The sequence below is a fragment of the Enterobacter cloacae complex sp. HYC074_NIDB genome (genome assembly GCF_056673345.1).
This window is the reverse complement of sequence record NZ_CP114214.1, coordinates 3,680,929-3,701,010: the sequence shown is the minus strand read 5'-3', so window position 1 is coordinate 3,701,010 and position 20,082 is coordinate 3,680,929. Positions and strand designations below refer to the sequence as shown.

The following is a 20,082-nucleotide window of genomic DNA, read 5'->3' as shown; positions in this document are numbered from 1 at the left end:
CTTGAGGAGTTGGGGATGCTTTACCATACTGGGTTCTTACCGAACTCGTTAAATGGATGCCACATGTTCAAGCGTCGTTATGCAGCGCTGTTGCCTGCGCTTATTCTCCTGTCCGCCTGTAGTAGCAAACCCAAGACCGAAGCCGTTCAGCCAACGGCGGGCGCGCCTTCCGGAGGATTCCTGCTGGAGCCGCAGCACAATATGATGCAGATGGGAGGCGACTTCGCGAATAACCCTGCGGCCGAACAGTTCATCGATAAAATGGTGAGCAAGCACGGTTTTGATCGCCAGCAGCTGCATGCCATTTTGTCTCAGGCGAAGCGTCTGGACTACGTGCTGCGCCTGATGGACAGGCAGGCGCCGACGGCCCAGGTGCCGACCGGGCCAAACGGGGCGTGGCTGCGTTATCGCAAACAGTTTATTACCCCGGACAACGTGCAAAATGGCGTGGTGTTCTGGAATCAGTATGAAGACGCCCTGAACCGCGCGTGGCAGGTCTATGGCGTGCCGCCGGAGATCATCGTCGGTATTATTGGGGTTGAGACCCGCTGGGGACGCATTATGGGTAAAACCCGCATCCTCGATGCGCTGGCGACGCTCTCCTTCAACTACCCGCGTCGCGCGGAGTATTTCTCTTCCGAGCTGGAAACCTTCCTGCTGATGGCGCGAGACGAACAGGACGATCCGTTAGATCTGAAAGGGTCGTTCGCCGGTGCGATGGGCTACGGCCAGTTTATGCCGTCCTCCTATAAGCAGTACGCGGTAGATTTTAACGGGGATGGTCACATCAACCTGTGGGATCCCGAAGACGCTATTGGCAGCGTGGCCAACTACTTCAAAGCGCATGGCTGGACGCCGGGCGGCCAGGTGGCGGTACAGGCGAACGGCGAAGCGTTTGGTCTGGAAAACGGATTTAAAACCAAATACAGCGTGGTGCAGCTGGCAGCGGCAGGCTTAACGCCGTCTCAGCCGCTGGGCAATGTTGACCAGGTGAGCCTGCTGCGCCTGGATGTCGGAACCGGTTATCAGTACTGGTTCGGGCTGCCGAACTTCTACACCATTACCCGCTACAACCACAGCACGCACTATGCGATGGCGGTGTGGCAGCTGGGGCTGGCGGTGTCTCAGGCGCGTGTGCCAGCAGCGTCACCGTTTAGCCAGTAAGTCCCCTTATGCCTCCCTCTCCCTGTGGGAGAGGGCTGGGGTGAGGGCACCCGCCCGCACCTGTTTCCCGCAGAAACATTTCGCCACACTCCCATTTTACTCCCGCCGTTTACATCTCAATCGCCTTTCATTATTGTTATGTTATAACATTATTGAATTGAGATATCCATGTCCCTGTTTTCTCTCTCATCCTCGCTTCGGCTGCTGCTGGCGCTGGTGCTCATTCTGTTTCTCGGCCTGGCCGTGCGCTGGGCGGTGGCGTTGCCATGATCGTGATGAACGACCTGGTGGCGGGTTACGATCGCCAGCCCGTTACGCGCGCGCTGTCCGGCGTGATTGAACGCGGGAGCATGACCGCCATCGTCGGGGCCAACGGCTGCGGCAAATCCACGCTGCTGAAAACGCTCGCTGGCTTTATTCCGCCCGTCAGCGGTACGTTTCGCTGGCAGGGGAGACGTCCGGTGGTGGGCTGGCTGGCGCAGCGTCACGCGCTGGAGGCGCAATTTCCTCTGACCGTGCAGGACGTGGTGAGCATGGGCTGCTGGCCAGCAATCTCTCTGTTTGCCGGTTTTCGTCGGGATGCCCGCATGCGCATTGCCGGCGCGCTGGAGCGCGTGGGGCTGGAGTCCATGGCGTTCTCCACTATTGATGAACTTTCCGGCGGGCAATTCCAGCGCATGCTGTTTGCCCGCGTTTTAGTGCAGCAGGCACCGCTGGTGATGCTGGACGAACCCTTCACTGGCGTCGATGAAGCGACCTGCAACGTGCTGATGGATCTGATGCTGGAGATGTATATGCAGGGGCAGACTCTGCTGGCGGTACTGCACGACAGCGAACGCGTCTCGCGCCACTTCCCACAAACGTTGCGGCTGGACGCTGATACGCCGCACTGGAAAACCGAGCGGGTGAGGGTGGCATGATCTGGCATCTCTTCTTCCAGCCGTTTATTGAGTACGGCTTTATGCGGCGCGCGCTGGTGGTTTGCCTGGCGCTCTCCGTCAGCACCACTGCGCTGGGTGTATTCCTTCAGCTGCGTCGGATGAGCCTGATGGGGGACGCCCTTTCTCACGCCATTTTGCCGGGTGTCGCGGTGGGCTATCTGCTCAGCGGAATGTCGCTGCTGGCAATGACTGTCGGCGGGTTTATTGCCGGTATCGCCGTTGCGCTGGTGGCCGGGCTGGTCAGCCGCCGTACACCTCTTAAAGAGGATGCCAGCTTCGCGGGGTTTTACCTGGGTTCCCTGGCGCTGGGCGTCACGCTGGTGTCGCTGCGCGGTTCAAATGTCGATCTGCTTCATCTTCTGTTTGGCTCCATTCTCGCCGTGGATAGCGCGTCAGCCCTGTTCGTGACGGGGGTCTGCATGTTCACGCTCCTCACGCTGGCGATTTTTTATCGTGGGCTGGTCAGTGAAGCGTTCGATACTGCGTGGTTGCAGGTGAACGCGCGCTGGCTGCCCGGGATGTTACACGGTCTGTTTCTGGCGCTGCTGGTGCTCAACCTGGTGGCCGGTTTTCAGGTACTCGGCACGTTGATGGCCGTCGGGCTGATGATGTTACCCGCCGTGGCGGCACGCTGCTGGGTGCGCACACTGCCAGAATTACTTTTGATGGCGGGTATCAGCGGTATTTTTTGCGCGTGGCTGGGCTTAAGTCTTTCCTGGGCAGTGAGTCTGCCCGCAGGGCCCTCCATTGTGCTGACCGCCAGCGCATTGTTCTTTATTTCAGTTTTATTTGGCACGCGCAGCAGGCTGGCGGATAGCCTGCGGGCGCTTTTTTAACGCAAGGGGAAACGATGAAACGTACAGGGTTAGCCGTGGCGCTCGCGCTCGGCATGATGACGCACGGCGTAATGGCGAAAACGCTTAATGTGGTGACCAGCTTTTCCATCCTGGGAGACATCACGCAGCAGGTTGGCGGCGATCGTGTGAAGGTGACGACGCTGGTGGGGCCGGACGGTGATCCCCATACTTTCGAACCCTCGCCCAAAGACAGCGCGGCGCTGAGTAAAGCTGACGTGGTGGTGGTCAATGGGCTGGGGCTGGAGGGTTGGCTCGACCGTCTGGTAAAAGCTTCTGGATTCAAAGGCCAGCTGGTGGTTGCTTCGGACGGCGTGAAAACGCACACGCTGGAAGAGGACGGTAAAACCGTGACCGATCCGCACGCGTGGAACAGCGCGGCGAACGGCGCGCTGTATGCGCAAAATATTCTCTCAGGGCTGGTGAAGGCCGATCCTGAAGATACAGCGGCGCTTGAAGCTACCGGTAAACCCTATATTGCGCAGCTCTCTCAGCTGGACGGTTGGGCTAAAAAGCGTTTCAGCGACATCCCACAGGCGAAGCGCAAAGTGCTGACCAGCCACGACGCCTTCGGCTATTTCAGCCGCGCCTACGGCGTGACGTTTATGGCGCCGCAGGGGTTGTCGTCTGAGAGTGAAGCCAGCGCGGCGCAGGTAGCGGAGATCATCAACCAGATTAAAGCTGACGGCGTGAAAACCTGGTTCATGGAAAACCAGCTTGACCCGCGCCTGGTGAAGCAGATTGCGACCGCCACGGGCGCCCAGCCGGGCGGTGAACTTTACCCGGAAGCGCTGTCCGCGAAGGGCGGCGTGGCGGACACCTACGTCAAGGCGTTTCGCCACAATGTGGACACCCTCGCTAACAGCATGAAATAAGCGTCTCTCTGGCCGGTGCGCCCGCATCGGCTTTTTTCTGAAGCCCCCTCGTAAAACCCGACGCGCATCCCCATATTTGATGAGAAAGTGCTATCTTGTGCTGCATGTTTTTCTAAGGCCTGGAGCGTGAATGACTGACCATGAATTGATGCAGTTAAGCGAAGTGGTGGGGCTGGCGCTGAAACAGCGCGGCGCGACTCTCACGACCGCAGAATCCTGCACCGGCGGCTGGGTGGCGAAAGCAATTACCGATATTGCTGGCAGTTCCGCCTGGTTTGAACGCGGCTTTGTGACCTACAGTAACGAGGCTAAAGCGCAGATGATTGGCGTGCGTGAAGCTACGCTTGAGCAGCATGGCGCGGTCAGCGAACCGGTGGTGATCGAGATGGCGATTGGCGCGCTGAAAGAGGCGCGCGCAGATTACGCTATCTCCATCAGCGGTATCGCGGGGCCGGACGGCGGCAGCGACGTGAAGCCTGTCGGCACCGTCTGGTTTGGCTTTGCCACCTCAAAAGGTGAAGGGATCACCCGCCGGGAATGCTTCAGCGGCGATCGCGAAAGCGTGCGTCGTCAGGCAACGGAATACGCGTTAAAAACGCTCTGGCAACAATTTCTACAAAATACTTGATACTGTATGACTATACAGTATAATTGCCTCAACAGAACAGAAGTCCATGGTGAAGCGCAGTTGCTTCTCCCGGCATGACAGGAGTAATAATGGCTATCGACGAAAACAAACAGAAAGCGTTGGCGGCAGCACTGGGCCAGATCGAAAAGCAATTCGGTAAAGGCTCCATCATGCGCCTGGGTGAAGACCGTTCCATGGATGTGGAAACTATCTCCACTGGTTCGCTTTCTCTTGATATCGCACTGGGCGCTGGCGGTTTGCCGATGGGCCGTATCGTAGAAATCTACGGTCCGGAATCCTCGGGTAAAACCACCCTGACGTTGCAGGTTGTTGCGGCGGCACAGCGCGAAGGTAAAACCTGTGCGTTTATCGATGCCGAGCACGCGCTGGACCCGGTCTATGCCCGTAAACTGGGCGTTGATATCGACAACCTGCTGTGCTCCCAGCCGGACACCGGCGAGCAGGCACTGGAAATTTGTGACGCGCTGGCGCGCTCAGGTGCGGTTGATGTGATCATCGTCGACTCCGTTGCGGCGCTGACGCCAAAAGCGGAAATTGAAGGTGAAATCGGTGACTCTCACATGGGCCTCGCGGCACGTATGATGAGCCAGGCGATGCGTAAGCTGGCGGGTAACCTGAAGCAGTCCAATACGCTGCTGATCTTCATCAACCAGATCCGTATGAAAATTGGTGTAATGTTCGGTAACCCGGAAACTACCACCGGCGGTAACGCTCTGAAATTCTACGCTTCTGTCCGTCTGGATATCCGCCGTATCGGCGCGGTGAAAGAGGGGGATAACGTAGTCGGTAGCGAAACTCGCGTGAAGGTTGTGAAGAACAAAATCGCAGCACCGTTCAAACAGGCTGAGTTCCAGATCCTCTACGGCGAAGGTATCAACTTCCTCGGCGAGCTGGTTGACCTGGGCGTGAAAGAGAAGCTGATTGAAAAAGCGGGCGCATGGTACAGCTACAACGGTGACAAGATTGGTCAGGGTAAAGCGAATGCTATCTCCTGGCTGAAAGAGAACCCGGCGGCGGCGAAAGAGATTGAGAAGAAGGTGCGTGAACTCCTGCTGAACAACCAGGACTCTAAACCTGATTTCGTGGTCGACGGCGCGGATGCTGAAGAAACCAACGAAGACTTTTAATCCTCTCGGATAAAAATGAAGGGCTGCTGATGCGGCCCTTTTTGCATTTCTGAATCGACAGGTTTTTTATGAGTGAACCGACATCACGCCGACCAGCCTACTCACGCTTGCTGGATCGGGCCGTGCGTATTCTTGCCGTGCGTGACCATAGCGAACAGGAGCTGCGGCGGAAACTGTCAGCGCCCGTCATGAGCAAAAACGGTCCGGAAGACATTGATGCCACCGCGGAAGATTATGACCGCGTGGTTGCCTGGTGCTACGAGCATCACTATCTGGATGACGGCCGTTTTGCCGCTCGCTTTCTTGCCAGCCGTGGTCGTAAAGGCTATGGGCCAGCGCGTATCCGCCAGGAGCTGAACCAGAAAGGCGTTGCCCGTGAATCGATTGAAAAAGCCATGCGCGAAAGTGAAATTGACTGGTGCGAACTGGCGCGTGAGCAGGCGGTACGAAAGTACGGTGAGCCGCTGCCGCGTGAATTTTCAGAAAAAGTTAAAATCCAGCGCTTTTTGCTCTACCGCGGCTTCCTGATGGAAGATATTCAGGATATCTGGCGTAATTTTACCGATTGAACGCATGCGGGATTTTACTTCCCACTAAAGAAAACTTATCTTATTCCCACTTTTTCCAGTAGCTGGTCCGTCCAACTGTTTACAGATACAGATCTGCTGCGACATTTCGTTAGCTTGATTTCAGGATAATTATGAGCAAGAGCACCGCTGAGATCCGTCAGGCGTTTCTCGATTTTTTCCATAGTAAGGGACACCAGGTTGTTGCCAGCAGCTCCCTGGTACCGAACAATGACCCGACTCTGCTGTTTACCAACGCCGGGATGAACCAGTTCAAGGATGTGTTCCTTGGTCTCGACAAGCGTAATTATTCCCGCGCCACAACCTCACAGCGTTGCGTGCGTGCGGGCGGTAAACACAACGATCTGGAAAACGTCGGTTACACCGCGCGCCACCACACCTTCTTCGAAATGCTGGGTAACTTCAGCTTCGGCGACTACTTCAAACACGACGCCATTCAATACGCGTGGGAACTGCTGACCGGTGAAAACTGGTTCAATCTGCCGAAAGAGCGTCTGTGGGTGACCGTGTATGAGACCGATGACGAAGCGTTCGACATCTGGGAAAAAGAAGTGGGTATCCCTCGCGAACGTATCATCCGTATCGGTGACAACAAAGGCGCGCCTTACGCGTCTGATAACTTCTGGCAGATGGGCGACACCGGCCCTTGCGGTCCGTGCACCGAGATCTTCTACGATCATGGCGACCACATCTGGGGCGGCCCTCCGGGAAGCGCGGAAGAAGATGGCGATCGCTATATTGAGATCTGGAACATCGTCTTCATGCAGTTCAACCGTCAGGCCGACGGCACCATGGAGCCGCTGCCAAAACCGTCCGTAGATACCGGTATGGGCCTTGAGCGTATCGCGGCCGTTCTGCAACACGTTAACTCCAACTATGAGATTGACCTGTTCAGCACCCTGATCAAAGCCGTTGCTGAGGTAACGGGCGCAACCGATCTGAGCAACAAATCACTGCGCGTTATCGCAGACCATATTCGTTCCTGTGCGTTCCTGATTGCTGACGGCGTTATCCCGTCAAATGAAAACCGTGGCTATGTGCTGCGTCGTATCATTCGTCGTGCGATCCGCCATGGCAACATGCTGGGCGCGAAGGACACCTTCTTCTATAAACTCGTTGGGCCACTGATTGGCGTGATGGGCTCTGCCGGCGACGAGCTGAAACGCCAGCAGGCGCAGGTTGAACAGGTTCTGAAAACCGAAGAAGAGCAGTTTGCCCGTACGCTGGAGCGCGGTCTGGCGCTGCTGGACGACGAGCTGGCGAAACTCAAGGGCGACACGCTGGATGGCGAAACCGCTTTCCGCCTGTACGACACCTACGGCTTCCCGGTTGACCTGACGGCGGACGTTTGCCGCGAGCGCAACATCAAAGTTGACGAAGCAGGCTTTGAAGCCGCAATGGAAGAGCAGCGTCGTCGTGCGCGTGAATCCAGCGGTTTTGGCGCAGACTACAACGCGATGATCCGCGTTGATAGCGCGTCTGAATTTAAAGGCTACGAAGAGCTGGCCCTGACCAGCAACGTAACCGCGCTGTTTGTTGACGGTAAAGCCGTAGACAGCATTAGCGCGGGTCAGGACGCGGTTGTTATCCTGGATAAAACGCCGTTCTATGCGGAATCGGGCGGTCAGGTTGGCGATAAAGGCGAACTGAAAGGCAATGGCTTCAGCTTCAGCGTAAGCGATACCCAGAAATACGGTCAGGCGATTGGTCACCAGGGCAAACTGGTTTCCGGTTCTCTGAAAGTGGGCGAGGGCGTTCAGGCCAACGTTGACGAAGCTCGCCGCGCGCGCATTCGTCTGAACCACTCGGCAACCCACCTGATGCACGCAGCCCTGCGCGAAGTGCTGGGTACGCACGTTGCACAGAAAGGTTCTCTGGTTAATGACAAAGTGCTGCGTTTCGACTTCTCACATTTTGAAGCGATGAAGCCATCTGAAATTCGTGCGGTGGAAGACCTGGTGAATGCCCAGATCCGCCGTAACCTGCCAATCGAAACCCACATCATGGATCTCGAGGCAGCGAAGAAGAAAGGTGCGATGGCGCTGTTTGGCGAGAAATATGACGACCGCGTTCGCGTGCTGAGCATGGGCGACTTCTCTACCGAACTGTGTGGCGGTACTCACGCATCCCGCACCGGTGACATCGGCTTGTTCCGCATCGTTTCCGAGTCGGGGACGGCGGCAGGCGTGCGTCGTATTGAGGCGGTGACCGGGGAAGGCGCAATTGCCAGCCTGCATGCGCAGAGCGACCAGCTACACGAGATCGCGCAGCTGCTGAAAGGCGATAGCCAGAACCTGGGCGAAAAAGTGCGTGTCGCGCTGGATCGTACCCGTCAGCTGGAAAAAGAACTCCAGCAGCTGAAAGAACAGGCTGCGGCGCAGGAGAGCGCAAACCTCTCCAGCAAAGCGGTAGACATTAAGGGCGTCAAACTGCTGGTCAGCGATCTGGCGGGCGTTGAGCCTAAGATGCTGCGTACCATGGTCGACGATCTGAAGAACCAGCTTGGTTCGACGGTTATCGTGCTGGCAACGGTCGCAGAGGGTAAGGTTTCTCTGATTGCGGGCGTCTCTAAGGATGTGACGGATCGTGTCAAAGCAGGGGAACTGATTGGCATGGTCGCCCAGCAGGTGGGTGGCAAAGGTGGCGGTCGTCCGGACATGGCGCAAGCCGGTGGTACGGATGCGGCGGCACTTCCCGCGGCATTAGCCAGCGTTGAAAGCTGGGTAAGCGCGAAACTGTAATAACTACAAAGCACAAGCAGACGCCATAGCGGTAACGTTATGGCGTCTTGCTCACTGCGCTATCGATAACGATAAAGTCAGGTTGAGTTTGTGTATATCGGCTAAACTTACGTTTAACAGAATGTGATGCCGTGACTGCTTACACTTTACGTGTTTGTCATCGCTTACTTTTTGGCGTTATATGATGGATAATGCCGGGATACAAGAGACCCGACTCTTTTAATCTTTCAAGGAGCAAAGAATGCTGATTCTGACTCGTCGAGTTGGTGAGACCCTCATGATTGGGGATGAGGTCACCGTGACAGTTTTAGGGGTAAAGGGTAACCAGGTACGTATTGGTGTTAACGCTCCTAAAGAAGTATCTGTCCACCGTGAAGAGATCTACCAGCGTATCCAGGCTGAAAAATCCCAGCAGTCCAGTTACTGATATTGTCGCGTCTCGCTGTCGGGCGAGACGCAACCCTCCTGTTATTTTTCCTGCATAAAGTTACCGTTCTATTTCAAACGCTTCGTTTTTGACCACTCTCATAACCTTATCTCATCCAAATGACGCGCTTCTCTCAACAGAATTCTGTGAAGATGCCTGCAAAATCCGCTTATAAAACACTCTCTTTGCGGCTTTTACATGCGAATTGCGTGCGAATTGTGCAAACGAAAAAAGCATGTGGAAAATTGTTTGACTTATAAGTCCCAGAAAGTAATATATGCGCCACGCAGCGACGAGAAGCTCTTAACGAGTTGCTCGAAGCACTCGAAAGAGGCGTTGTGTGGTGAGGTGGCCGAGAGGCTGAAGGCGCTCCCCTGCTAAGGGAGTATGCGGTCAAAAGCTGCATCCGGGGTTCGAATCCCCGCCTCACCGCCATTTTGCATCCGTAGCTCAGCTGGATAGAGTACTCGGCTACGAACCGAGCGGTCGGAGGTTCGAATCCTCCCGGATGCACCATCTATTACTTCATATTGCTTTCGAAGTGATATGAATATCGAGCAGTACAGTAGTAAATCCCGATGCATCCGTAGCTCAGCTGGATAGAGTACTCGGCTACGAACCGAGCGGTCGGAGGTTCGAATCCTCCCGGATGCACCATTTACTATTTCTGAAAGCAGTTCCCTGATGCATCCGTAGCTCAGCTGGATAGAGTACTCGGCTACGAACCGAGCGGTCGGAGGTTCGAATCCTCCCGGATGCACCATTTACTATTTCTGAAAGCAGTTCCCTGATGCATCCGTAGCTCAGCTGGATAGAGTACTCGGCTACGAACCGAGCGGTCGGAGGTTCGAATCCTCCCGGATGCACCATTTACTGTTTCTAAAAGCATTTCCCCGATGCATCCGTAGCTCAGCTGGATAGAGTACTCGGCTACGAACCGAGCGGTCGGAGGTTCGAATCCTCCCGGATGCACCATCTCTTCTTGTGATCCCCTTCGATGTTTAGTTCTTCATCACTCTCATTGTTATCACTTCGCAATCAGCGACAAAAATCCCCTTTTACGATAAAGTAATGCTTTGTTAATCGTTTAGCGAGAGCACGATGTACGCACAGTATGACGGTTTGATCTTCGACATGGACGGCACCCTCCTGGATACCGAACCCACGCATCGTCAGGCCTGGACCGAAGTCCTGGGCCGTTACGGTATGCGTTTCGATTTACAGGCGATGATTGCCCTCAACGGATCGCCCACCTGGCGTATCGCACAGGCCGTGATTGAGCTGAATCAGGCCGATCTCGACCCTCATCAGCTCGCGCGTGAAAAAACCGACGCGGTAAAAGCCATACTGTTAGACACCGTGCAGCCTTTACCACTCATTGACGTCGTCAAGGAGTGGCACGGCCGTCGTCCTATGTCTGTCGGTACGGGCAGCGAGAGCGCGATTGCTGAAGCGCTACTCAATCACCTTGGCCTGCGCCACTATTTTTCTGCCGTCGTTGCCGCCGATCATGTTAAGCATCACAAACCCGCACCGGATACCTTCCTGCTCTGTGCAGAATTAATGGGTGTTCCACCTGCAAAATGCGTGGTGTTTGAAGATGCTGATTTTGGTATTCAGGCCGCACGTGATGCCGGAATGGCGGCGGTGGACGTTCGCTTACTGTGAGTGACGCGCTGTCACTCGCTTCATTATTCGCCAGCAGTTTTTTAAGCTCCACCCTCTTACCGGGGAATTCGGAAGTGGTGCTGGTGGCGATGCTGTTGTCCGGCGTAAGTCAGCCCTGGTTGCTGGTCTTAATAGCAACAATGGGTAATAGCCTTGGAGGGCTGACTAACGTTATTCTTGGACGTTTCTTTCCGCTACGCGAAAAATCTCGCTGGCAGGAAAAGGCAGTGGGCTGGCTAAAACGCTATGGCGCTGCCACGCTGTTATTAAGCTGGATGCCTGTAATAGGCGATTTACTGTGTCTGCTGGCGGGATGGATGCGCATCTCCTGGGGACCGGTGCTCTTTTTTTTGTGCCTTGGCAAGGCGTTACGCTATGTTTTACTGGCATGGGTAACACTACAGGGTATGACGTGGTGGCACTAATTGGTGGAATGAATTCGCGACCTTCAATCGTCAACCATTACAATTATGCTGAGTGACAATTTTTTGACAGGCGGGAGGTCAAATTGATCCCGGACGTATCACAGGCGCTGGCCTGGCTGGAAAATCACCCTCAGGCACTGAAGGGGATTCAGCGTGGGCTTGAGCGCGAAACGCTGCGCGTAAATGCGGATGGTAGCTTAGCGACTACGGGACACCCGAAGGCGTTAGGCTCGGCGCTGACACATAAATGGATCACAACCGATTTCGCCGAAGCGCTGCTGGAGTTCATCACGCCAGTAGACGGTGATATTGATCATATGCTGACGATCATGCGCGACGTGCATCGCTTCACCGCCCGCAACCTCGGCGACCAGCGTATGTGGCCGCTCAGCATGCCGTGCTATATCGAGCAGGGGCAGGATATCGAGCTGGCGCAGTACGGCACCTCGAATATTGGTCGGCTGAAAACGCTGTATCGCGAAGGACTGAAAAACCGCTACGGCGCATTGATGCAGACGATCTCTGGCGTGCACTACAACTTTTCTCTGCCGATGGCGTTCTGGCAGGCGAAGTGCGGTGAAACGGATAAAGAAGCGATCTCCGCGGGCTACTTCCGCCTGATCCGCAACTACTACCGTTTTGGCTGGGTTATTCCGTATCTGTTCGGCGCGTCCCCGGCTATCTGTTCATCGTTCCTGCAAGGGAAACCGACCACGCTACCGTTCGAGAAGACCGAATGTGGCATGTATTACCTGCCATACGCGACCTCCCTGCGCCTGAGCGACCTTGGCTATACCAATAAATCGCAAAGCAATCTCGGAATTACGTTTAACGATCTGCACGAATATGTGGCAGGCTTGAAGCGGGCGATAAAAACCCCGTCGGAAGAGTACGAAAAAATCGGCCTCGAAAAAGACGGCAAACGCCTGCAAATTAACACCAACGTGTTGCAGATTGAAAATGAACTGTATGCGCCGATTCGTCCGAAGCGCGTGACGCGCAGCGGTGAAACGCCGTCGGATGCGCTACAGCGCGGCGGGATCGAATACATTGAAGTGCGCTCGCTGGATATCAACCCGTTCTCACCGATTGGCGTTGACGAGCAGCAGGTTCGTTTCCTTGACCTGTTTATGGTCTGGTGCGTACTGGCGGATGCGCCGGAAATGAGTTCCGACGAACTGCTGTGTACCCGTGCCAACTGGAATCGCGTGATTCTGGAAGGGCGCAAGCCGGGCCTGACGTTAGGTATTGGCTGTGAAACGGCTCAGTTCCCACTGTCTAAGGTAGGGAAGGATCTGTTCCATGACCTGAAGCGCGTAGCCCAGACGCTGGATAGCGTGTACGGCGGCGAAGCTTACCAGAAGGTCTGCGACGAACTGGTTGAAAGCTTTGATAACCCGGAACTGACATTCTCAGCACGTATTCTGCGTTCTATGATTGAGCAGGGAATTGGTGGCACAGGGCGTTCACTCTCAGCGGAGTACCGTGAGATGCTGATGCAGGAGCCGTTAGAGATCCTGAGCGAAGCGGATTTTGTGGCAGAGCGCGATACGTCCGTTGTGCGTCAGAAAGAGGTCGAAGCGGCGGATACGGAGTCGTTTGAGGCGTTTCTGGCGAAGCAGGCCTGAACCAAAAGAAAAAGGCCACATCGCTGTGGCCAAAATATACATCTCTGAATTCAGGGATGATGATAACAAATGCGCGTCTTTCATATACTCAGACGCGCATTCTGTAGAAGAGTTCAGTTTATTTTAAAAAAAATCACTATCGGAGGTGACGTATGCCGTTATTAGATAGCTTTACTGTCGACCATACCCGTATGGAAGCACCAGCAGTCCGCGTGGCGAAGACCATGAACACGCCGCACGGCGACACGATCACCGTTTTCGACCTGCGCTTCTGCGTGCCGAATAAAGAAGTGATGCCAGAGAAAGGCATTCACACGCTGGAACACCTGTTCGCCGGATTCATGCGCGACCACCTGAACGGCAACGGCGTGGAGATCATCGATATCTCTCCGATGGGCTGCCGAACCGGTTTCTACATGAGCCTGATTGGTCAGCCTGAAGAGAAACGCGTCGCGGATGCGTGGAAAGCGGCGATGGAAGACGTGCTGAAGGTGAAAGAGCAGAACCAGATCCCTGAGCTGAACGTTTACCAGTGCGGCACTTACCAGATGCACTCTCTGGAAGAAGCTCAGGAGATTGCCCGTCATATCATCGAACGTGATGTTCGTGTAAACAGCAACGACGAGCTGGCCCTGCCAAAAGAAAAACTTCAGGAACTGCACATTTAGTATCGTGCCTGTGGATGCCCGGTGGCGCTTCGCTGACCGGGCCTACAATCCTGATGACGACAACCACCACCTTCTCCTTTACCCATCGCCCGCTTGTGCCGTTTTCGCATGATTATGCTCATGGCGACAGCGAGCCGTGGCATCAGCACGACTGCGCGCAGCTCCTGCACAGCCTCACCGGCGTCGTGCGGGTGGATACCGCATCCGGCTGCTGGGTGGTGCCGCCCGGTCGCGGCGTCTGGCTACCTGCGGGTACGCAGCACGCCCTGCGCATCACCGGCAACGTTGCCGCCCGCACGCTGTTTATCGACCCGCTGGCGCGCGCCGATCTCCCGGCGACCTGCCAGATCGTGCAGATCTCGCCCCTGCTGCGCGAGCTGATCCTGACCTCCCTCACGCTTCCTGAATCTTACGCACCCGGAAGCCGCGATGAACGTGTTTATGAGCTGATCCTCGATGAAATTCGTCTCATGCCGGTGCTGCCGTTTCACCTGCCCGAGCCGGAAAGCGAAGCGCTGCGCCATCTCTGCCAGCAGATTCGAATGGCCCCGGGAGAAAGCTGGAGCAGCGCCCAGGCCGCAGGTATTGTGGGGATGAGCGAACGCACGCTGAACCGTCATTTTCAGCAGCAGACAGGCCTGAGCTACGGCGAATGGGTGAGAAGGGCGCGACTGCTGGAAGCCTTAGTGCGGCTGGCGCAGGGCCAGCCGGTATTACGCGTGGCGCTGGATCTGGGGTATGGCAGCCACAGCGCCTTTACGGCAATGTTTCGCCGGGTAATGGGTCTCTCACCCAGCGATTACTTCAGGAACGACTGACCGCGTTAAAAAGCGCCTGAATCGACGCGCGTGCCACGTCGCTGTCGATGCCCACGCCCCAGCGGCTGGTCCCATCCTGGAACAGGCAGCGGATATAGGCCACCGAGCGGCTGTCGCTGCGTTCGCCTAACGTATGTTCGTGATAATCCTTGATCACAAACGACGCGTTGATCCAGCGGCTTAAGCCATGAGCGGCGGCGGAGAGCAAACCGTTTCCCTGGCCTTCCAGCTGGCGGGTGCCCCCATGCGTGGCGACGCTTGCCGTCAGCCGCAGCTGGCCGTCCTGCTGGCTGTCGCTGCGGTACGATTGCAGCGCTAATGGCGGGCTCGCCACCAGGCCGTAACGGGCGCGGAACAGCTGCCAGAGCGTATTCTGCGTCATCTCTTTTCCATGGTTATCCGTTTCCTGCTGCACGTGCTGGCTAAAATCCTGTTGCAGGGCGCGAGGCAATTTCAGGCCGTGGTTTTGCTCAATAAGCCAGGCGCTTCCGCTTTTTCCTGACTGGCTGTTCACGCGGATCACCGCTTCATAGGTACAGCCAATATCCTGCGGGTCGACGGGCAGATAGGGCATCTCCCAACGTTCGCCAGGCTTACGGGCATCGAAACCTTTCTTGATGGCATCCTGGTGCGAGCCGGAGAAGGCGGTGTAAGCCAGACGACCCGCCCACGGATGGCGCGGATGGACGGGCAGCTGGTTGCAGGTTTCTACCGTTTCAACCACCCGATTCATATCGCTGAAATCCAGATTCGGGCTAATGCCCTGGCTGTAGAGGTTCATCGCCAGCGTCACCAGGCAGACGTTGCCCGTGCGCTCACCGTTGCCAAACAGGCAGCCCTCCACGCGGTCAGCCCCGGCCATGACGGCCAGCTCCGCGCTGGCGACGCCCGTTCCGCGATCGTTATGCGGATGTACGCTGATACAGACGTCACTGCGGCGGCTGAAGTGGCGGCAGAAATACTCGATCTGGTCAGCATAGACGTTCGGCGTGCTCACTTCGACGGTAGCGGGCAGGTTGACGATCATCGGACGCGCCGCGCACGGCTGCCAGATCTCCGCCACGGCTTCACAAATCTCCAGCGCAAACTCCGGTTCGGTAAAGCAGAAGGTTTCCGGGGAGTATTCGTACTGCCAGCGGGTGTCAGGGTTCTCTTCACACAGCTGACGAATCAGGCGCGTCGCGCGCGTCGCCAGCTCGACGATTTGCGCTTTCTCCATGCCGAATACCAGACGGCGGAACAGTGGGGCGGTAGCGTTATACAGGTGAACGGTGGCCTGCTTCGCGCCGCGCAGGGAGTCGAAAGTGCGATGGATAAGATCGTCCCGCGCCTGCGTTAACACCTGAATGGTGACGTCATCCGGGATGCGGTTCTCCTCAATCAGCTGACGTACAAAATTAAAGTCCGTCTGCGAGGCGGACGGGAAGGCGACTTCTATTTCTTTAAACCCGCAGGTCAGCAGCAGATCCCAGAATTGCAGCTTGCGCGCGCTGTCCATCGGCTCGGCCAGCGCCTGGTTACCGTCGCGTAAGTCGGTCGAGAGCCAACGCGGGGCGCAGGTGATAATCTGCTCCGGCCAGCGGCGGTCGGGCAACGAAAGGGTGGGGTAAGGCTGGTATTTGTCGGCGGGTGTGTTCAGCATGGTGCGCTCCTGTTGTCTTTTCACTATCGTGAATCGATTTCAGGCGCGCTGCTTTATCGGAACTGACAATCGCTGTCGCGTTTTGGACAACCGTAGAAGTTGCCCGGTGGCGCTGCGCTTACCCGGCCTACGATCGTAGGCCGGGTAAGGCGTCCTGTAATGAGGGCTAATGCGCCCCACCGCCCCCGCTACCGGCCCCAAACGGTGGTTTGGCAAACCACACCAGCCCCAGCAGGACGATAAAGATCCCCGCCGATATCCAGAAAATCTCGTTTGCCGAGATAATCAGCCCCTGGTTGGTGATCTGCTGGGCAAGCCAGCCGGACGCCTGCTGCTCCGTCATCCCCATCCCCTCAAGCTGGCTATACATCTGCTGAGCGTTAGGGTTGAACGGGTTCACCGCTTCGGTGAGTTGAGCATGGTGCATCGATTCCCGGTTGGTCCACAGCGTGGTGGTGATCGATGTCCCGATGGAGCCCGCCAGCGTACGGGTGAAGTTCGACAGGCTCGATGCCGCCGCCATCCGCTCAGGCGGCAAGCCGGAAAGCGTAATGGTGGTCAGCGGCATGAAGAAGCACGCTACGGCGAAGCCCTGAATAAACTGTGGCCACGCGGAGGCGCCAAAGTCCATTCCCGGTTCAAACGTATACGCGCGCCAGTAGAAGCACACGGCGTACATGATGAAGCTGAACGTCACCAGCCTGCGCATGTCGAGCTTATGGGCGAAACGGCCAATAATCGGCGACAGCAGAACCGGAATTAACCCCACCGGCGCGGAGGCCAGCCCCGCCCAGGTTGCGGTATAGCCGTACACCTCCTGCAACAGCTGCGGCAGCAGAACAATCGCGCCGAAGTAGAGCATATAGGCGAGGCTGATACACAGGCAGCCGATGGTGAAGTTTCGCGATTTAAACAACGAGAGGTCGACTATCGGGTTATCGTCCGTCAGCTCCCAGACAATCAGGAAGCTGATGGCCACCACAGCGACCACCGTCAGCACGATGATTTCCGTAGAGGCGAACCAGTCCAGCTCTTTGCCGCGGTCGAGCATGATTTGCAGGCTGCCGATGCCGACAACCAGCAGTGCCAGCCCGATGCCGTCGATCCGCCGCTGTTCAGTCCGCGTTTCGCGACCACGCAAAGACTGTAGCGTCATCAGTACCACCAGCGCACCGATGGGTACGTTGATGAAGAAGATCCAGCCCCAGTGATAGTTATCGCTGATATAGCCGCCGAGGATTGGCCCGCAAATTGGGGCGACAATCACCGTCATCGACCACAGCGCGAGCGCGATGGAGCGTTTGGCGGGCGGATAGTTGTTCAGCAGCAAACTCTGCGACAGCGGAATCAACGGCCCGGCGACAATCCCCTGGATGACGCGGAAGAAAATCAGCATCGTCAGGCTACTGGACATGCCGCAGGCCCAGGAGGCCAGCACGAACAGGATCGTCGACCAAAGGAACAGCTTCACTTCACCGACGCGCTTCGCCAGCCAGCCGGTGATGGGAATGGAGATGGCGTTCGCCACCCCGAACGAGGTAATGACCCAGGTCCCCTGGCTCAGCGATGAGCCAAGGTTCCCGGCGATCGTAGGGATCGCCACGTTTGCGATGGTGGAGTCCAGCACCTGCATGAATGTCGCCAGCGACAGCGCAATGGTCATAATGACCAGTTGCGCCCCCTCCAGCGGTTTTTGCGGCTTTTGCTGTTGCATAACGCTCACCTTCGGCTTAACCGGCGTTTGCCTTCACGATGTCATCGATCAGCTTATTGACCGGATCGAGGCTAATTTCACGGGCGTTACTTTCATAAGCTGGCGTACTGCGCACCTGGCTTGCGAGGATCTGACCGTCTCGGTTGGCGGTATCGACCGTCACCAGCGTGGAAAGGCCAATTCGCAGCGGATGGTCTGCCAGCTGCTTAGGATCCAGTTCGATACGCACAGGCAAGCGCTGTACCACTTTGATCCAGTTGCCGGTGGCGTTCTGTGCAGGCAGCAGGCTAAACGCGCTGCCGGTCCCCATGTCCAGACCGACCACTTTCCCGGTGTACTTGATGTCATCGCCGTAAATATCGCTGACCACAGTTGCGGTTTGGCCGATACGCATATGCGCCAGCTGGGTCTCTTTGAAGTTTGCATCGACCCACAGATTGTTCGCCGGAACGACCGCCATCAGCGGCGTGGTGGTGCTAATCTGCGCCCCTGGCTGTACAGAACGACGGGAAACGTAGCCGGTCATCGGGCTGACGATTTTGGTACGTTGCAGGGCAAGCCATGCGTTACGCACTTCGGTCGCCGCCTGTTTCACCGCCGGCTGGTTTTCCAGAGAAGTACCCAACACCATCGCCTGATTAGCGTTGTACTGTTGGATCGCCACGTCCAGCTGCGCCTGTGCGCTGGCCACCGCATCGCGGGCGTGCTGCAACTCTTCACGGCCAATCAGGTTGGCGGTGCCGAGAGGAACACGACGATTGAGGTCGCTCTGCGCCTGAGCCAGCGCCGTTTTCTGCACGTCGATATTGGCCTGAAGCTGCTTGCTGTTGATCATCAGCTGGCGGGTCTGGCGAACGCTGGAGGCCAGCGCCGTCTGTGCTTTTTCAAAAGCCTGTTGGGCGTCGGTAGGATCGAGCGTGACCAGCACATCGCCTTTTTTCACAAAGTCGGTGTTATCAGCCCAGACTTTCGTCACGCTGCCTGACACCTGGGCCATGATTTGAACCTGATTCCCTGCCACGTATGCATCGTCTGTCTCTTCAACATGACGCAAGACTAAAAACCAATAGATCCCATATGCCACGGCAATAATAATAAAGAGCAAGGTCAGCAGAATAAGGGCGCTCTTACGTTTGCCCTTTTTGTTGACCGGTTGCTGCGGGGGGGTGTTCTCCGCATTTGCGCTCATTGTTGTTCTCCACGATCTTTTTATTTTCACATCGGCTGAGCCGACCTGTTGTCAGAAAGGCCAGCAGTTTCACGTGCTGGCCTGTCAGTTTTTCTTTTTAGCAATCTGGAATGTTGAGCGGATCGTCGCGTTAGCGCAGCGCCTCAAGGATGACGCCATCTTCATCCATCTGGTCCAGACGGGTGAGCAGCTTGCGAGTAATATGCTCAAGCTGGTCGCGCTCGGCGGTGCTGAGGGCAGACCAGAGCTGGTGCAGGCAGTTGTGCTGCGGTGGCAGCACTTCGCGCAAGAATTCGTGACCTTTCTCGGTCAGTTGCAGATGCAGGCAGCGGCGATCGTTATCGCTTTCACGGCGTTCAATCCAGCCGCGCTTTTCCAGTTCATCCGCGATACGGGTTGCATTGGTACGGGATGACCCCAGCGCACAGCTCAGTTCCGATGGCTGAATGCTGTGATTTTCCTGAGACTCCAGCGTAATCAACGCCATAAACAACGTCTCGTTAATCCCTTGCGCTTTCAGCATCTTGTTACGATTTTCCAGCAGCTTACCCTGCATGTGCATGCACAGGCGGGTCAGCAGAATTTCCTGATACGGGAAGTCCTCATGACGACTGGCGCGGAACTTAAGCATTTGTTCAATGGGCGTAAACGAACTATCCATTTTGGGCATAACCTCATTAATTACAGCCGATATAGTAACGACAGTGACAAATAATGTAAATGAATTATTTGTGCGGTTATATCCGCCAAACGTATGTCACCATCAGAAAGCGCCGGGTAAATCCGTGACCCGGTGAGCACAGAGAGTGTGGGGTGTGTACCCGCGAAAGAGGGGATGTGAGGACAGGGGTCTGAACTATTCATGCCGGTAGTAAATATGTCACCCACAGTAAAATTTCTGGGATAAATGATTGCTGTTACCTTAACAGATGCAGGCCCCCTTTACACCCCAGGGGACCCAAAGC

At 56.3% G+C, this 20,082-nt stretch carries 18 protein-coding genes and 6 tRNA genes; 20 read left to right on the top strand and 4 right to left on the bottom strand.

Annotated elements, in window-relative coordinates; all coding sequences use genetic code 11:
• Nucleotides 1-63: 63 nt before the first annotated feature.
• From mltB to O1724_RS17925, 20 genes are all read left to right on the top strand, one after another.
• A complete protein-coding gene (mltB, locus tag O1724_RS18020; protein WP_176691008.1) occupies nt 64-1,164 on the top strand; it encodes a lytic murein transglycosylase B in 1,101 nt (366 codons plus the stop codon).
• A gap of 266 nt (nt 1,165-1,430) precedes the next feature.
• Complete coding sequence (locus O1724_RS18015) at nt 1,431-2,084, top strand: metal ABC transporter ATP-binding protein (RefSeq protein ID WP_023323655.1); 654 nt, start codon at nt 1,431-1,433, stop codon at nt 2,082-2,084.
• Nucleotides 2,081-2,941, top strand: a complete 861-nt coding sequence (locus O1724_RS18010; RefSeq protein ID WP_058652605.1) for a metal ABC transporter permease — start codon at nt 2,081-2,083, stop codon at nt 2,939-2,941. Before O1724_RS18015 ends, O1724_RS18010 begins: the two co-directional genes overlap by 4 nt.
• Nucleotides 2,942-2,955: 14 nt before the next feature.
• Nucleotides 2,956-3,834 carry a metal ABC transporter substrate-binding protein gene (locus tag O1724_RS18005; protein WP_022649141.1) on the top strand — a complete coding sequence of 293 codons (879 nt, stop codon included), beginning with the start codon at nt 2,956-2,958 and terminating at the stop codon, nt 3,832-3,834.
• Nucleotides 3,835-3,964: 130 nt separating this feature from the next.
• Nucleotides 3,965-4,462 (top strand): nicotinamide-nucleotide amidase, encoded by a 498-nt coding sequence (pncC, locus tag O1724_RS18000; RefSeq protein ID WP_003862172.1) that lies wholly within the window; start codon nt 3,965-3,967, stop codon nt 4,460-4,462.
• Nucleotides 4,463-4,551: 89 nt separating this feature from the next.
• Nucleotides 4,552-5,610, top strand: a complete 1,059-nt coding sequence (recA, locus tag O1724_RS17995; RefSeq protein ID WP_015571667.1) for a recombinase RecA — start codon at nt 4,552-4,554, stop codon at nt 5,608-5,610.
• Nucleotides 5,611-5,678: 68 nt separating this feature from the next.
• Nucleotides 5,679-6,179, top strand: coding sequence for a recombination regulator RecX (recX, locus tag O1724_RS17990; RefSeq protein ID WP_017382782.1), 501 nt, complete (start codon nt 5,679-5,681; stop codon nt 6,177-6,179).
• Between the two features lie 131 nt (nt 6,180-6,310).
• Nucleotides 6,311-8,938, top strand: a complete 2,628-nt coding sequence (alaS, locus tag O1724_RS17985) for an alanine--tRNA ligase (RefSeq protein ID WP_022651724.1) — start codon at nt 6,311-6,313, stop codon at nt 8,936-8,938.
• A 241-nt stretch (nt 8,939-9,179) separates the two neighbouring features.
• The gene (gene csrA / locus O1724_RS17980) at nt 9,180-9,365 is read left to right on the top strand and encodes a carbon storage regulator CsrA (protein WP_000906486.1); all 186 of its coding nucleotides are present in this window, start codon (nt 9,180-9,182) and stop codon (nt 9,363-9,365) included.
• Nucleotides 9,366-9,707: 342 nt separating this feature from the next.
• Nucleotides 9,708-9,800 (top strand) — tRNA-Ser (locus tag O1724_RS17975).
• A gap of 4 nt (nt 9,801-9,804) precedes the next feature.
• Nucleotides 9,805-9,881, top strand: a tRNA-Arg gene (locus O1724_RS17970).
• 64 nt (nt 9,882-9,945) lie between these two features.
• Nucleotides 9,946-10,022: transfer RNA gene (locus O1724_RS17965), tRNA-Arg, on the top strand.
• Between the two features lie 29 nt (nt 10,023-10,051).
• Nucleotides 10,052-10,128, top strand: a tRNA-Arg gene (locus O1724_RS17960).
• A gap of 29 nt (nt 10,129-10,157) precedes the next feature.
• Nucleotides 10,158-10,234 (top strand) — tRNA-Arg (locus tag O1724_RS17955).
• 29 nt (nt 10,235-10,263) lie between these two features.
• Nucleotides 10,264-10,340 (top strand) — tRNA-Arg (locus O1724_RS17950).
• Nucleotides 10,341-10,466: 126 nt separating this feature from the next.
• Nucleotides 10,467-11,033 carry a fructose-1-phosphate/6-phosphogluconate phosphatase gene (gene yqaB / locus O1724_RS17945; RefSeq protein ID WP_015571665.1) on the top strand — a complete coding sequence of 189 codons (567 nt, stop codon included), beginning with the start codon at nt 10,467-10,469 and terminating at the stop codon, nt 11,031-11,033.
• Nucleotides 11,030-11,458, top strand: a complete 429-nt coding sequence (locus O1724_RS17940; RefSeq protein ID WP_017692791.1) for a YqaA family protein — start codon at nt 11,030-11,032, stop codon at nt 11,456-11,458. The genes yqaB and O1724_RS17940 overlap by 4 nt, the downstream gene beginning before the upstream one ends.
• Nucleotides 11,459-11,541: 83 nt before the next feature.
• Entirely contained in the window at nt 11,542-13,086 is a 1,545-nt protein-coding gene (gshA, locus tag O1724_RS17935; protein ID WP_126296924.1) for a glutamate--cysteine ligase, read from the top strand.
• A gap of 152 nt (nt 13,087-13,238) precedes the next feature.
• Entirely contained in the window at nt 13,239-13,754 is a 516-nt protein-coding gene (gene luxS / locus O1724_RS17930; protein WP_003862180.1) for an S-ribosylhomocysteine lyase, read from the top strand.
• Nucleotides 13,755-13,807: 53 nt separating this feature from the next.
• Complete coding sequence (locus tag O1724_RS17925) at nt 13,808-14,572, top strand: AraC family transcriptional regulator (RefSeq protein WP_003862181.1); 765 nt, start codon at nt 13,808-13,810, stop codon at nt 14,570-14,572.
• Here O1724_RS17925 and leuA read toward each other — a convergent pair.
• From leuA to emrR, 4 genes are all read right to left on the bottom strand, one after another.
• The gene (gene leuA / locus O1724_RS17920) at nt 14,559-16,214 is read right to left on the bottom strand and encodes a 2-isopropylmalate synthase (RefSeq protein ID WP_126296923.1); all 1,656 of its coding nucleotides are present in this window, start codon (nt 16,212-16,214) and stop codon (nt 14,559-14,561) included. The two genes, O1724_RS17925 and leuA, sit on opposite strands and share 14 nt — an antisense overlap.
• 166 nt (nt 16,215-16,380) lie before the next feature.
• Nucleotides 16,381-17,928 carry a multidrug efflux MFS transporter permease subunit EmrB gene (gene emrB / locus O1724_RS17915; RefSeq protein ID WP_006811709.1) on the bottom strand — a complete coding sequence of 516 codons (1,548 nt, stop codon included), beginning with the start codon at nt 17,926-17,928 and terminating at the stop codon, nt 16,381-16,383.
• A gap of 16 nt (nt 17,929-17,944) precedes the next feature.
• Entirely contained in the window at nt 17,945-19,117 is a 1,173-nt protein-coding gene (gene emrA / locus O1724_RS17910) for a multidrug efflux MFS transporter periplasmic adaptor subunit EmrA (RefSeq protein WP_022651722.1), read from the bottom strand.
• 130 nt (nt 19,118-19,247) lie between these two features.
• Entirely contained in the window at nt 19,248-19,778 is a 531-nt protein-coding gene (gene emrR / locus O1724_RS17905; RefSeq protein WP_017694792.1) for a multidrug efflux transporter EmrAB transcriptional repressor EmrR, read from the bottom strand.
• Between the last annotated feature and the right edge of the window lie 304 nt (nt 19,779-20,082).